Source organism: bacterium (genome assembly GCA_026416715.1).
Taxonomy (GTDB): domain Bacteria; phylum UBP4; class UBA4092; order JAOAEQ01; family JAOAEQ01; genus JAOAEQ01.
This window is the reverse complement of record JAOAEQ010000015.1, coordinates 17,360-31,924: the sequence shown is the minus strand read 5'-3', so window position 1 is coordinate 31,924 and position 14,565 is coordinate 17,360. Positions and strand designations below refer to the sequence as shown.

Below are 14,565 nucleotides of genomic sequence, written 5' to 3'. Positions count from 1 at the left end.
ATGCCACCACCATCAAAAGAAAAAGAAAAACCGGTCGAATTCGCTACGGTTCTATCCCAAGTTGAATCGGGTACTATCGCACCGGTCTATCTCCTCTACGGCGAAGATGTAGTCGCATTAAATTTAGCGAAACGGAATTTAATCAACCAGCTTATACCGGCGGAGTTCCGTGATGGGAATTTAACGGAGTTTAATGGGAAAAACTTAGATGTTTTCGAGGTTATCACGTTAAGCGATACCTATCCATTTCTAGCTTCTCGTCGAGTGATTATTATCGAAAATTATCCTTTTCTGGGTGGCACAAAAAAACTCTCGGCAAAAGCAACCGCAGACCTCGAACGATTTGCAGAATATTTCAATGAACAACAAGCGAACTGGACGGTATTCGTTTTCTCGTTTGAAGAGGATAAAGAAAAAGGGAAAACTGTTGCCAAAACCAATCCATTGTTTACCGCTATAAAAAAACGGGGAGTCATCATTGAATTTCCTTTTTCCGGTTCAATGTTTAAATTCCTTGATGCGTTAGGCGAAAGGAACAGTGCATTAGCGCTCGCTTATGTAACCCAATTGTTCCGTTCTGAACTGGATAAGACCGAACCGATTGGTATCCATCGGATGATATCACGTTATGTTCGGTTTTGGTTACAAGCGTTACTGCATGCAACCGAAGCGCCAGATGAATGGTTACCCGAATCAGCAACATTAAATTTGAAACAGCAGAAACCGTTTGTGCAGAGTAAAATTGAGCGACAAGCGCGAAATTTCAGTCGACAGAAACTGATAGATGCGGTTGCAGAATTAGTTGAACTCGAAGATAAACTTAATCCTCGGGCAACCGATATTTTGGGTGAAGACCCAGAACTGCTGTTAGAGTCGTGGATAATCAAATTTTGTGATTAACTATATATAATAAGAATTCATCGCTAACAACGTAACGGTGAAACCGCTGGGAATCTATCATTCCGTTTTTCGTTTGGTAAGTTTAACGTTTTTGGGTCGTCGTCAGGTAAATGGTATTGGATTTATGCTACCTACTTTTCATCTGAGGTATAACAGCGTCATGTATGTAGTGGTTAGTGTTTTGTGCTTGGTACTAGGTACTTCTTGCTTTGCGGATGTGATTCGGTCTGGCTGGTCGGTTCAGTGTGAAGGATATATTAGCGGGAATCCAGCCGTTGGCGAAATTAGTGGCGATGAAACGCTCGATATTGTTTGCGGGGATAACCGAGGCAACATCTATGCGTTTGATGGAAAAACGAAACAACCGCTCTGGAAAACGTCATATCCAACCCGCAGTATCGTTTACAGTTCGCCGGCTATAGCGGATATTGATAATTCTGGTCTCTATGATATTTATGTTACCGTTGCGAATGGCAGATTGTATCGGTTGAATGGACGAACCGGTCAATCGGTTTGGCAATGTTCGTGTAAAGGTGAAATCAGTTCATCTCCGGCAGTAGTGGATATGAATCGCGATACCATCCTTGATATCGTGGTAACTACCGAAAATGGATACCTGCATATTATTAATGGTAAAACGGGAACGAGCCAGCAGACCATTAAATCTACCGGCCCGATTTATTCTACTCCCTGTGTAATAGATTTAACTCAAGACCAGATTCCGGATATTATTATCGGCGCAGCAGATGGGTTTGTGTACGCATATAACGGCGCAACGGGAACCAAATTATGGTCATTTCGTTCGCGAGGTAGAATAACTGGTTCAGCAGCGGTCGCTGATATCAATCAAGATGGAGTAATAGAGGTGGTTATCGGGAGTGAAGATAATCGGGTGTACTGTTTAAATGGGAACACCGGTGAAATGCTTTGGCAATTTTTGACCGGTGGAGTTATCGCTGGTCAACCAGCATTATATCCCCGAAAAAACAATGCGGGATATAACCTTGCGGTGGTGAGTGCGGATAACATGATATATTTTCTTGATGGAGAATCAGGAACAGCGATTTGGAATATGCCTACCTATGGGATAAGTCGGGGAGATCCTGTCCTCGCTGATGTTAATAATGATAAAAGTTTCGAAGTGGTAGTTGGCTGTGAAGATGGGAAACTTCGGGCATATCATCCGCAGTCGGGGGAAATAATCGCTGCGGTAGCGTTAGGTCGAAAACCATTACATACGCCACTTATCGCCGATGTTGATGCCGATGGTGTTCTCGATATTGTGGTTGCTGCTGGAGAAGAAAAAAGAATTTATGTTGCCCATACATCAACGATGTGTCAAACCCGGCAACTGATACTCCCGATGATTGGCGCTAATCTTCGTCGAACAGGGCTGAAAGATGATACCTATGCCACCGAAATGAACGAGAAAATCGCCGCTAATCGCAAAAGGATTGACCGACTTTACAATCAAGCGATATCCGCGATGAACCAAAAAAACTGGTCGCAGGCAAGTACGTTATTTTCTTCTATCCTTGCATTAAACCCGAGATATAAACCTGCCGAAAAAGGATTGCAAAAAATCAGCGCACAACAACATCTTGGAAAAACGATAGTTGTTCTCGCTATCCTTGGTATCATTATCCTTGCTGCAAGTTGGTTCATGTTTATAATGCTGGTGAGAAGCAGAGCGCTCCAGAACATTCGGGAGATGCTTGACCAGAATCTGCTAGATGAAGTTCTCGCTCAATATCCCGGATATATCAATCGGCGTAAAAAATATAAACTCGGTCCAGCGCTGGCAAAAGCGTTCGCTGTCCGGGAACGGTATGATGATTTAGCGGTAGCTGTTTATACCGAAGAGTTCATGAATCCGGATGGAACGATGAAGCCAGACCTTGCATTGATGCTAGCGAAAGCGTATGCGGAACGCGAGAAGTATGATGAACAAGCTATTCCATTGTATCAAGAAGCATTGCGACTTAAACGGAATAATCCATATTTTCTGCGGGCGCTAGGTCGTGCATATCGTGCCTTGAACGATTATCGTCACGTTGTCGAACTATTTGAAAAACTCGCGCAACAGGGTGAACGGGATCCAGAAGTGCTAATGACCTTGGCGCAAGCGTATCTTGAGTTGAACCGAACTGATGATATTGCCATGAACCTGTATGCGGAAGCGTATCCGTTGATTCTGGAAAATCAAGCGCTGGTAGGTAAACTTGCGCAACTCTATTTATTGCAAGGGAAGCGCGACGCCCATGCAGTAGAACTTTATCAGCGAGCGGTTCAGTGGGATCCGAAATGTATTGAATTTTATCTCGCGATTGCGCGATATTATCTTTACGAGCGTAAGTATCAGGAAGCGATAACCAATGCGAAAAAAGTGCTCGAGTTTAGTCCAGCGAACAAAACTGCACTTCGGCTTCTCGGACAAGCCTATTTAGGGATGGCAGATTATCCGACGGCGGTAATGTATCTAGAAAAAGTGTATGAATCCGAACACACCGACCGAGCGTATATTCAGGAGTTAGCGACAGCGTATGCGCATCAAAACGATTTATCACCTCGAGCGATATCGCTCTATCAGCGTGCGGTTGCGGATACACCGCAGGTACCGATATATCATCTCCTGTTAGCAAAAGCGTATGTTGAACAAGGAGAACTCAATTTAGCGTTAGAACAATTGCAAGCGTATGAAAAATTGAATCCAACCGATACCGAATTGATTTCTGCACTATATCAAAATCTCTTAGAGAAATATCCAACGAATCCGTTCATGCATCAACAGATTATTCCGTTATACTTAAAGTTGAACCGAATTCCGGAAGCGCTGCATTCATTGAGTATATTAGCGGAAGTTGACCCCAGTCAACTTGCCTTTGTTATCCAAGGTTATACCGCAATATTAGATAAAGACCCCAATAATCTGATTGCACGTTTAGAGCGTGCGAAACTATATCTGATGGCAGAAAACCTCGATGCAGCAATAGCCGATTTTGAAGTACTCCTTGCACACCAGCCGAAAAATAAAGACGTTATCGTTCAGTTAGATAAACTATATACCGCTAAACTCAATCAGGATGAAACGAATCTAGAACTTCGGTTTCGATACGGTAAGATACTCTTTATGCAAGGAGAAATTGACCGAGCTATTGCTCAGTTCCAGAAAACATTACGCAGCGGATATAACGAGCCTGAATCAACCAAATATCTCGGATTATGTTTCCAGAAAAAAGGGTTGTATGATTTAGCGTATCGGCAATTGAGTAAACTCCAGCTTACCGATGAAGTGAAAGAGAGTCTCTATGAAATCGGGTGTCATTATATGAAACAGCGGCAGTATGCGAAAGCGATAATCGTTTTTGAACAGATTTTTTCCGTTGATGTGCTTTATAAAGATGTTAAGGATTTGATTGATAAACTGCGAACGATGCCGATACCTTCCGCGCCGACTTCAACTGCGACTAGAATAGCAGGGATATCTACCGATGTTGACGCGACGGTTATCGACCCGGCATCGGTGTTAGAAACGAAAACTCGCTATGAGATTATCCAAGAAATCGGGCGTGGAAATATGGGAATTATTTGCCTTGCACGGGATAAAGAGTTAGATGAACTTGTTGCCTTAAAATTTTTACCGGATGAACTGATTTATGACCAGACGGTTATCGAACGGTTCAAACAGGAAGTTCGGTCAGCGCGACGGTTAGCGCATCCGCATATTGTCCATATTTATGATTTGAACGAGGAACTCGGTCGTCGGTTCATTTCGATGGAATATATTAAAGGGGAAAATCTTAAAGATATGTTAGCGAAGAAAAAGAAGTTTTCTCCGAAAGAGGTTATCGACATAGCACTGCAGATCTGTGCTGCGCTTGATTATGCGCATTCAATGAAAATTGTCCATCGGGATATTAAACCTGCAAATATTATGTTGACCGAAACCGGTCAGGTTAAAATAACCGATTTCGGAATAGCAACGATGCTCGAACGTGCTGGATTAACCCAGACCGGCTCGATGATTGGCACCCCGTTGTATATGTCGCCGGAACAGACGGAAGGAGCGCAGGTTGATGGTCGGTCAGATTTATATTCGCTCGGCGTTATGCTCTATGAACTCGTTACCGGTTCGCCGCCATTTTCAACGGGAAATATCAGTTATCAGCATGTCCATGTTAAACCGCAACCGCCGAAAAAAGTGCCGGAATCGTTATCCGCAATTATTATGAAATGTCTGGAAAAAGACCCGAACCAGCGGTATCAGACGGCAAAAGAATTAATGAATGATTTGGAGAAAATCGCCCATGACCCGAATAATTCAACACAAAATAATTCAACACAAAAGGGATAAAAATTTCGTTATCAGCATATTTTTCCGAATCTGCGCTACCGCAAACTTCCTCCTGCTTATTGCTTACTGGATAACCGGTTGTGCGCAGATTCCGCCGAATAATCTACCCGGTTCGGTGAGAACTATATATGTTCAGATGTTTAGCAACGACACGTTCCAATATGGGATGGAAGAGAAGTTAACCAATGCGGTTGTGAAAGAGTTGATTATGGATAAACGGTTGCAGGTAGTGAATAATCCTGCGACCGCCGATGTGGTTTTATCCGGAACGATAACTAATTATACCCAAAATATTCTGGCGACCGACCGTTCAGGTGAAGTAGATTTATATTCGTTATCACTGACCGCATCGTTTACTCTGAAAGATACCCGCACGAACGAAATTATCCGGCAACGGAAAGCAGTTCTCGCTACGACAACCTATGTTCCCAAACGTTCCCGTATCGAGTATGAAAACGAACAGGATGCCCGCACCCGCCTTATCACCGACCTTGCTGACGAAATCGTCGCTCGGATTTTTGAAAAATGACCTTCCGCTCCTACGGATACATCTCAGGACGATTAGCTTCCTGACGAACTCGCCCAACCACAGGAAAGGCTGCGACAGAAAACTTTCGTTATTCAGCTTTATCAAACTCCAAACTCTGGAGTTTGCTCTAATACCTCCAAAGGGAGTCAGAAGTTCACAGTTACCTCCCGTAAGTATTACCACCTGCCGAAAACGACCGAACGAAAAATTATACTTTTTACTCCTGTTACTCTTGACAGAAAACCAGTATATCGTTTAAACTATATTATCTTAATAGGAAATATATTATTTAGCGAGTTTTATGAAACTTTCTACGAAAGGTGAATATGCTTCGCGAGCGATGCTTGAGTTATCGCTCAAATATAACCAAGGGGTAGTCTCAATTCAGGATATTGCAAAACGAATGGATTTACCGGTTAAATATCTTGAACAGATTCTATTAGCGCTCAAGAATGCTGGGTTTGTGCATAGTAAACGTGGTATTGCTGGCGGGTATTATCTAGCGAAACCGCCGGATATGATTACTGTCGGTCAAGTTATTCGCGTTATGGATGGACCGCTAGCTCCGATAAGCTGTGTCAGCCAGATGGCATATGAGAAGTGTAAAGAAGAACCGTATTGTGGACTACGAACGCTATGGCTTGAAGTGCGGAATGCAATTGCGGATATCCTAGATAAGACGACTTTTGCCGACCTTTGCGAGCGACAAAAAGCTTTGGAAAAAGAAGCGTCAACCAGTTCTGAAATGTATCATATCTAATAATTTTTCGAATAATCTCTAGTATTTTTATCGGGATAGTGGTGTTAGGGGATGATTATGGTTATATAACGGGGTAGAATCGGAATTGAATCGTTCAATTCCGATTCTACGCTGGTTATTATTTTGATTAGGTTCGATTGACTGAACCTGAATTATCAATTTAACGTGTAAAATGGGTTTGATTGGTCTAAGCTTATGCTAATGTTTAGCAAAAGCAGGTCAATCAAGTCCAGATTGCGTTTAGGAGGTAAATATGAAAAAGCAGTTTGGGCGGTATATCGTATGTTTAGGAGTAGGATTAGTTATTTCATTAAGCGGTTGCGGGCAGAAATCTCAGGCACCTAAAAAAACAATAAGTATTTCTGGGGCATGGGCAATATATCCGACCGCAGTGAAATGGGCGGAAGAATTTCAGAAACTCCATCCGGAAGTGCGGATTGATGTCTCTGCCGGTGGTGCAGGAAAAGGGGCAACGGATGCGATATCTGGTCTCGTTGATATCGGGATGGTCAGCCGTGAGCCCGACCCAGCGGAAATCCAAAAAGGCGCATTTCCAATTCTAATTTTACACGATGCAGTGTTTCCGACAATAAATAGTAAAAATCCAGCAGTGAATCTATTGAAACGGAATGGAATGACGCAAAAGCAGCTTGCAGACATTTGGATTTATGGGACAATAACCGCTTGGAATCAGGTAGTAAAAACACTTCCTGCGTATAAACAAATCCATATTTTCACCCGGTCGGATGCCTGTGGTGCTGCAGCGACCTGGGCGAAATTTCTCGGGAATAAGAAGCAGGAAGATTTACGAGGTGTAGGCGTTTATGGCGACCCCGGGATGTTAGATGCGGTCAATCGCGATGTTCTAGGTATCGGATATAACAATTTCAGTTTCGTTTATACTCGAGAAGGGAACGTCGTACCCGGGATAACTATTATCCCCATCGATGCGAATAATAATGGTATAGCTGACCCGCAAGAAATTCTTGATACTCGGGTGCAAGCGAAATCTGCTATTGAACAAGGAACCTATCCCGCCGGACGGAAAAATTATTTCTTCACCAAAGGGAAACCGAAAGGGTTAGTGAAAGAGTTTATCCAGTTTGCATTAAGTGAAGAAGGAACCAAATTCGTTGATGAAGTCGGGACGAGTTTGCCGCTACCGAAATCGGAACGAGAGAAGGTTATTAAATCTCTCGAATAGACTCAATGCAACATATTCAATGCTCTATTCTCAATTTAAAAGAATCTTGAGTTGAATATTGAATATTGAAATTGTAATTAGGTAATTCAATGCAGATTAGAAAAATAAAAGATATCATCGCCAGTCGGGTAATGTGGATTTTGACCTGTTCCGCAGCAAGTATAATTTTCATCATTGCGGTCGGGTTATATCTGAAATCAGCGCCGATTCTTAAATTGAAACCGATTTCAGCATTATTGTTCTCATCATCATGGCAGCCGATGCGCGCTGAGTTCGGGTTTTTCCCATTCATTATGGGAACGGTTTGGGTAACCGCTGTAGCGATGCTGATTGCGGTGCCGTTATGTTTACTCACTGCAATCTATCTAGCGGAATATGCGAAACGCCGAACCCGAGAAGTGGTTAAACCGGTGCTCGATGTTCTTGCGGGTATTTCGCCGGTAGTGTATGGTGTCTGGGGAATGATACTCATCGTGCCAACAGTTGAAGTTAACCTGCGCCCGTTTCTCGAATCAGCGGTCGGGTTCATTCCGTTATTCAAGTCATCAAATCCAACGGGATTTAGTATTCTCTCCGGTGGAATCGTTCTATCAATCATGATAATTCCGGTAATCATTTCGGTCAGTGAAGAAGTGATGCGGGCGGTACCGTTTGAAGTTCGGGAAGCGAGTTTTGCGCTCGGTGCAACCAAATGGCAGACCGTGAAACATATCGTGTTTCGAAAAGCGTTCCCGGGAATACTTGCGGCAATTATCCTCGGGTTATCGCGTGCGTTCGGGGAAACGATGGCAGTCCTGATGGTGGTCGGGAATGTAGCACAGGTGCCGAAATCAGTTTTCGATGCAGCGTATCCGCTACCCGCGCTTATTGCCAATAACTATGGGGAAATGATGTCAATCCCGTTATATGATTCCGCATTAATGTTCGGTGCCTTGATTCTATTAGCCGTAACCATACTATTTAACGTGGTTGCGTGGAGCATCTTGTTACGGATTCAGCGAGAACTCGTTTAATGTCGAATACTAAAATCCAAATGGAAATCCAAATGATAAATCAATCTCAAATAGCATGAGAGTTTTACCATTCAGTATAGTTTCATCAAACTATGGATAGACGGAAAATAGAAGAGAATATCTTTAAAACCCTAATGCTAATTTCAACTGGGTTTATCATCGGGATACTTGGCTTGATACTAACGACGATTGTCTGGAAAGGGTTCACCGCAATCAATTGGGCGATGTTGACCCAAACGCCGAAAGGCGGATATTATCTCGGGAAAGAAGGCGGGATATTGAATGCTATCCTCGGGTCGTTCTATCTCGCAGTCGGCGCAACGGTTCTTGCGGCGATACTCGCTATTCCGGTAGTTTTATACCTTAACGTATATCTGAAACAGAATTCGACCTTAGCAACGTTCGTCCGGTTTATATTCGATGTCCTTTTCGGTGTGCCTTCAATCGTCTATGGTGCGTTCGGATTTGCCGTGATGCTTTATTTCGGATGGCGGGCGTCGTTATTTGCCGGAATTATTGTCGTCGCTATTCTCATTCTACCGATTATGGCACGCGCGATGGATGAAGTATTGAAAATGGTACCGTTTGAATTGAAAGAGACTGGATTTGCGCTCGGGTCAACCCGATTTGAAGTCGCTTGGCATATTGTGTTCCGGCAAGCGTTTCCCGGGATATTAACCGGTATCCTGCTCGCATTCGGTCGTGGAATCGGCGATGCCGCTTCGGTTTTATTCACCGCAGGATATACTGATTCTATTCCGACCTCGGTATTCCAGCCGGTAGCAACGTTACCGTTAGCAATCTTTTTCCAGCTGGGAACCCCGTTTCCGGAAGTGCGCGAACGCGGGTATGCAGCTGCGGTGATTCTGACTGCAATCATTTTGGGTATAAGTATAGTATCGCGGTTCTTGACAAAAAAGTTTACGAAAAACATCGTTAAATAAATACGCGAACCGATTTCCGAATATCGAAAGAGAATAGCATCATTCCTATTTAACAGTATGGATTTTCATATCAGGACTCGCAATCTCAACGTATATTATGGCAGCCAGCAGGCACTTAAGAATATCACTGTCGATATTCCAAATAAGAAGATAACCGCGATCATTGGTCCGTCTGGCTGCGGGAAATCTACCTTGCTGAAATCATTTAACCGGTTACTGGATTTGCAAGAAGGCGTAACGGTTTCTGGCGAAATCCTTGTTGATGGCGAGAATATCTATAGTCCGACCGTAGATATGATGCGCTTGCGGAAAAAAATGGGATTGTTATCGCAACGACCGCAGGTACTTCCATTATCTATTTATGATAATATCGCTTACGGTCCGCGGATTCATGGCGTGAGAGATAAAAAAGAACTTGACCGGATAGTAGAAAAATATCTCAAACTCGCTTCGCTCTGGGATGAAGTGAAAGACCGGCTGCATAGTCCAGCATCACGGTTATCGCTCGGACAGCAACAGCGGTTATGTCTCGCGCGCGGGTTAGCGGTTGATCCGGAAGTCATTCTCGGTGATGAACCGACTTCTGCACTCGACCCGATTTCTGCAGAAGGAATCGAACAACAGTTTCTTTCACTGAAACAAACCTATACCATCGTTCTAGTGACCCATATTTTACGGCAAGCGAAACGATTAGCGGATTATGTAGTGTTCCTTTATCTAGGGGAATTAATCGAACACGGACCGGCAGAAGAGTTTTTTAATAACCCGAAAGACCCGAAAACCCTAGCGTATATTAGCGGGAAATTCCTTGCTGAACAACCGAAATGAAATAGGATGGTTCCGCAGGCACAAACTCGGGATACGGTTTAATCCTGCGGTAGAGTCCTAACGAGTTGGATAAACGTTGTCACCACTTCTGGGTCGAATTGGGTTCCGGAGCGCGACCGAATATACGCAATAGCTTTTTCGATATTCTCCGGAACACTTCTGGTTGGTTCTGTCGGATAGACTAACATATGAAACGTATCTATCACTGCGACAATGCGTGACCCGAGCGGAATTTGGTTCCCTTTTCTCCCTTCCGGTACTCCGGTACCATCAAACCATTCGTGTTGATATTTAACAATCGGATTAACCCGTTCGAGAAACCGAATGGAAGCGAGAGCGGTTGCGTCGGTATGAGCGATATTGCGTAACGATTTCCGGACTTCGTTTAAGAAGACATCAGTGCGCATAGCGAGTTTGGTATCAATCCCAACTTTTCCAAGGTTATGAATCAGAACAACATAGCGAACCGCATTGGTATCCATTTCGTCTAACCCTAATCGCGCCGCTAGTTCACTCGCTAACCGCATAGTCTGACTCGAATGGACGACCGCAGTAACATCTTTCGGCTCAATCGAACTAACCAGATTCCCGATGATTTCGATGTATGCAGTATTAATCCGCTGATATAAAGTAGCGTTATCAACTGCGATAGCGGCTTCTGCTGCGAGCATGGTTATCAAATTCAAATGCGATAAATCCCATTCCGGCGAACTTTTCCTATTAGTTAGACTAATGATTCCGATAACTTGGTCTCGTGCGATTAACGGCACACACATAATTGACCGAATATCCACTTGCGCAGGATTATCGAATTCTAGCGTAAACTGTTCAGTTTTTTCTATATTACCGACCAGAATACCTTTTTTCGTTCGCGCTACCACCGCGAGCATTTCTTCTCCGGTCTGAAACGTTACCTGTCGTGGAGTATTATGGATATTTCCACGGGCTGCACGAATCGAATATTCGTTCCGTTCAGGGTCATAGAGATATAAAAATCCTGCATTACCATCGAGCGATTTGATCGCAGTATCTAAAACGTTCGCCATAACCATATTGATATCCAATGTAGCGCTAAGTTGTCGTGCGGTTTCATAGAGTGTAGTTAGTTCTAAGACCCGCTGTTGTAATTTCTGGTTAGCTTTTTCAAGTTCTCCATTGAGTTTTTTCACCGCTTCTTTTCGTCGCCGTTCCGCATCGGATAATATCCCGGCACTTATTCCAATGAAAAAGAATAAAAAGATTTTCACCAGTAACCCGAAAGTAACCGCATCGCGAAATGGCGTATCGCTCTCACGGAAAGGCACAAGCGGTATTAGCACCGCAATCGCGCTCGCTACTGCGGTAATCAATCCCCAGCGCCAACCGAACGCTACCGCAGCAATAGCTACTGGCAGAAAGTAAAGGTCGGTTAAGGTTACAGTTTTAAAGATATCCGATTCATTGAAAAAATAATTGACAATAACAATTAATGCGAAAATAACCAAAACCGATTCTAATAATCGTCGTTGATATAGTTCAGGTGTCTGGAGTAGTTTCATATCGTTCTATTTTTTAGGTATTATTATGCAATATAAAATATAATTAGGATACCTTACAATCAATCGCTCTGCAAGTAGCGTAGCCCAAATTTTGTAATTTGGGTTAATCCTCGAATTGTTTTTGCAGCAATTTTTCTCCAGATACATCTCGGGACGATTAGTTCCATACCGAACTCGTGCAACCATAATATAGGAATTGTTGCTCCTAAAAACAACTTGGGTTATTCAACTTAACCAAACTCCAGACCCTAGAGTTTGCTCTAATACCTCCAAAGGATTCAGGGAGTTTAGAGTTACCTCTTTTAGAAATCGTTTCAGGATTATTCCCCCGAGCTACCGCTTGATATCGTTCCTCGGTTCAATTTCCTGTCTAGGTTTCCGTAAGATTGTTGAGACATAGGCATAAGCGCGTTTGATGCCAGAATGGTTGGTGAACGAACGCAAGATAGTTCGTTTAACCTGTTTCTAGAGCAGGTTCAAAATCTTATCTTGAGAAAGGGGGACAATTGCGGTATGGCAAAAGTTACCAGCCCGTTATTTTCGTTCGATGCCCGTGGTCAAATCGGGAAAGCGTTAGTCTATGCTGTTTGGAAAGGAATCAATTATGTGCGGCGATATGTGGTTCCGCAGAACCCGAATACGGTTGACCAGCAGACAATTCGCAGTTATTTTACTACGGCAGTCAATGCGTATCAAGCGGAAAATGCAACGACAAAATCCGCTTGGGAAACGTACGCAGGGAATTTATCCCGACCGCAGAGCGGGTTTAATGCCTATGTCGGAAAATATATCTTGTATATGATAGACCATGCCGGCGTTGAACCAACCAGCCCGTTTATGCCGCCAGCGTAGGTTAACAGATACTAACAACAAATAAACGGTATCGAGTCAATGGCTAGGACTGCAGCCTAGCCATTTTTTTATGCGGATTGCGATATCGGATTCTCGTTGGATTGAGTTTTACGTTTTTGTTTTCGGAGTCGCATATATACAAACTAACTTGCATACTATCAACGCAGTCGCAGTGCAGAGTACATTGTACAATTAAATTTGCGAACTAATCTAACTTTACGATATACTATCAATATAATATATCCCAATAGCACATTTTCAGCGGAAGATAAGGTTTTGTTAACACTATTGCTTTTTTTTAAATATGGCGAATAATCTTTCAAGCGTTTCCCCAGTAAAACTGGTTTTTGACCCCGCAGTGGAAGGTGGAACCCCCTATCTTATTATCGAGCCGAATCTGCAACCTGTTGATACTTCGCATCAATCAATTCGCTTGACCGCATATGCGTTAGACCCGCCGGAAATCATCGTTCTGGATACGCAGGAAGTACCGGTTACACCCACCACGAAATACATTCTACCCCATCGTAAGAAAAAAGAGATACTCGGAATCCGAGTTGAACTGGGTAACGGTTCTGAACGAACCGTACTGGGAGAATGGCGAGCGCTCTATTTCCCGAAAGGGAAATTAATCAACTATCGTGGGTCGAAATTATTAAAACGACCGCCGGATTTTAAACAGTTCTGGGTTCAAACTCGAGCGGAACTCGATTCCGTCCCAATGGAACCGGAACTAACCCCAATCTCGGACTGGGTTGATTACCATCAGCAGAAACAAACCTCGCAGACCGGTAGATGTTATCGCGTAAAACTGAATTCGTTCGGTGGGATTCCTATCGTTTGCTATTATATGGTTCCGAACGAGGTTAATCCGTTATCCGGTGTCCCATCGAAAAAGAAATATCCGGCAATCCAAATTATGCCCGGTTGGGGTGCAGAAGAACTGCCGAACGACCGAACCGCACAAGGAATAATAACCCTTTCAGTTAATCCACGAACGCATGGACCGAGTAAACAATATTTTACAACACCGATTGACCAGCATCATTTATGGAATATAACTGAACCGAAAGAATATTATTATCGTCAAGCATATATGGATTGTTTACGCGCACTAGATTTTCTGGTTAGCCGCCCGGAAGTGGATAAACATCGCATCGGACTACAGGGCGGAAGTCAAGGGGGAGCGTTTGCGTTAGCGACAGCCGCGTTAAGCCCGTATCCGATTGCAGCAGTGGTTTCGAACGTAACCTATCTAAGCAATTTTCCGGATTTCGTTTATGTATCAACCAACGGATCCGGACCGACGTTCGGTCAATTTTATACCGACCCGAACCTTGGCGATAAGGTTCGACGAACGTTATCCTATATTGATGTAGCGAATTTAGCGCCGTGGATTCAATCACCGACATTGGTCTGTGTTGCGTTACAGGATAGAGTATGTCCGCCGGTGAACGGTATTGTTGCCTTGAATCGGATACCGAAAACCGTTCCGAAACGATTGGTTTTAGTTCCCGGCGCAGACCATGAGATAACCGATTTCATGCGGCAGGAAAACGAAGTTTGGCAGAAAAAATATCTCAAATACTAAACTAATCTCTAATCGTTAGGAATCCAGAAATCATCATTTGAATAATTTTGGT

At 43.5% G+C, this 14,565-nt stretch carries 11 protein-coding genes; 10 read left to right on the top strand and 1 reads right to left on the bottom strand.

The window, feature by feature from the left end; translation table 11 throughout:
* The 8 genes from N3A72_07800 to pstB all read left to right on the top strand — a co-directional run bounded on the left by N3A72_07800 (position 1) and on the right by pstB (position 10,532).
* Positions 1 to 900 carry a hypothetical protein gene (locus N3A72_07800; protein MCX7919499.1) on the top strand — a complete coding sequence of 300 codons (900 nt, stop codon included), beginning with the start codon at positions 1 to 3 and terminating at the stop codon, positions 898 to 900.
* A gap of 160 nt (positions 901 to 1,060) precedes the next feature.
* Complete coding sequence (locus tag N3A72_07795; GenBank protein ID MCX7919498.1) at positions 1,061 to 5,254, top strand: protein kinase; 4,194 nt, start codon at positions 1,061 to 1,063, stop codon at positions 5,252 to 5,254.
* A complete protein-coding gene (lptE, locus tag N3A72_07790) occupies positions 5,208 to 5,783 on the top strand; it encodes an LPS assembly lipoprotein LptE (GenBank protein MCX7919497.1) in 576 nt (191 codons plus the stop codon). The genes N3A72_07795 and lptE overlap by 47 nt, the downstream gene beginning before the upstream one ends.
* 301 nt (positions 5,784 to 6,084) lie before the next feature.
* Complete coding sequence (locus tag N3A72_07785) at positions 6,085 to 6,543, top strand: Rrf2 family transcriptional regulator (protein ID MCX7919496.1); 459 nt, start codon at positions 6,085 to 6,087, stop codon at positions 6,541 to 6,543.
* A gap of 253 nt (positions 6,544 to 6,796) precedes the next feature.
* Positions 6,797 to 7,747, top strand: coding sequence for a substrate-binding domain-containing protein (locus tag N3A72_07780; GenBank protein ID MCX7919495.1), 951 nt, complete (start codon positions 6,797 to 6,799; stop codon positions 7,745 to 7,747).
* Between the two features lie 89 nt (positions 7,748 to 7,836).
* The gene (pstC, locus tag N3A72_07775) at positions 7,837 to 8,760 is read left to right on the top strand and encodes a phosphate ABC transporter permease subunit PstC (GenBank protein ID MCX7919494.1); all 924 of its coding nucleotides are present in this window, start codon (positions 7,837 to 7,839) and stop codon (positions 8,758 to 8,760) included.
* A gap of 92 nt (positions 8,761 to 8,852) precedes the next feature.
* Positions 8,853 to 9,704 carry a phosphate ABC transporter permease PstA gene (pstA, locus tag N3A72_07770; protein MCX7919493.1) on the top strand — a complete coding sequence of 284 codons (852 nt, stop codon included), beginning with the start codon at positions 8,853 to 8,855 and terminating at the stop codon, positions 9,702 to 9,704.
* Positions 9,705 to 9,761: 57 nt separating this feature from the next.
* Positions 9,762 to 10,532 (top strand): phosphate ABC transporter ATP-binding protein PstB, encoded by a 771-nt coding sequence (gene pstB / locus N3A72_07765; GenBank protein ID MCX7919492.1) that lies wholly within the window; start codon positions 9,762 to 9,764, stop codon positions 10,530 to 10,532.
* Between the two features lie 38 nt (positions 10,533 to 10,570).
* Here the strand turns inward: pstB and N3A72_07760 are convergent, their stop codons facing one another.
* Positions 10,571 to 12,070 carry a GAF domain-containing protein gene (locus tag N3A72_07760; GenBank protein ID MCX7919491.1) on the bottom strand — a complete coding sequence of 500 codons (1,500 nt, stop codon included), beginning with the start codon at positions 12,068 to 12,070 and terminating at the stop codon, positions 10,571 to 10,573.
* Positions 12,071 to 12,583: 513 nt separating this feature from the next.
* Between N3A72_07760 and N3A72_07755 the strand changes: the two genes are divergently transcribed.
* The gene (locus N3A72_07755) at positions 12,584 to 12,922 is read left to right on the top strand and encodes a DUF6266 family protein (protein MCX7919490.1); all 339 of its coding nucleotides are present in this window, start codon (positions 12,584 to 12,586) and stop codon (positions 12,920 to 12,922) included.
* Positions 12,923 to 13,226: 304 nt separating this feature from the next.
* Positions 13,227 to 14,513, top strand: a complete 1,287-nt coding sequence (locus N3A72_07750) for an acetylxylan esterase (protein ID MCX7919489.1) — start codon at positions 13,227 to 13,229, stop codon at positions 14,511 to 14,513.
* Positions 14,514 to 14,565: the final 52 nt, after the last annotated feature.

Excerpts from the sequence above, each read along its gene's own strand:
- N3A72_07755 (MCX7919490.1), top strand. The coding sequence starts at position 12,584 with ATGGCAAAAGTTACCAGCCCGTTATTTTCGTTCGATGCCCGTGGTCAA.
- lptE (MCX7919497.1), top strand. The coding sequence starts at position 5,208 with ATGACCCGAATAATTCAACACAAAATAATTCAACACAAAAGGGATAAA.
- N3A72_07795 (MCX7919498.1), top strand. The coding sequence starts at position 1,061 with ATGTATGTAGTGGTTAGTGTTTTGTGCTTGGTACTAGGTACTTCTTGC.
- N3A72_07760 (MCX7919491.1), bottom strand. The coding sequence starts at position 12,070 with ATGAAACTACTCCAGACACCTGAACTATATCAACGACGATTATTAGAA.
- N3A72_07785 (MCX7919496.1), top strand. The coding sequence starts at position 6,085 with ATGAAACTTTCTACGAAAGGTGAATATGCTTCGCGAGCGATGCTTGAG.
- pstB (MCX7919492.1), top strand. The coding sequence starts at position 9,762 with ATGGATTTTCATATCAGGACTCGCAATCTCAACGTATATTATGGCAGC.
- pstC (MCX7919494.1), top strand. The coding sequence starts at position 7,837 with ATGCAGATTAGAAAAATAAAAGATATCATCGCCAGTCGGGTAATGTGG.
- N3A72_07800 (MCX7919499.1), top strand. The coding sequence starts at position 1 with ATGCCACCACCATCAAAAGAAAAAGAAAAACCGGTCGAATTCGCTACG.
- N3A72_07780 (MCX7919495.1), top strand. The coding sequence starts at position 6,797 with ATGAAAAAGCAGTTTGGGCGGTATATCGTATGTTTAGGAGTAGGATTA.
- pstA (MCX7919493.1), top strand. The coding sequence starts at position 8,853 with ATGGATAGACGGAAAATAGAAGAGAATATCTTTAAAACCCTAATGCTA.
- N3A72_07750 (MCX7919489.1), top strand. The coding sequence starts at position 13,227 with ATGGCGAATAATCTTTCAAGCGTTTCCCCAGTAAAACTGGTTTTTGAC.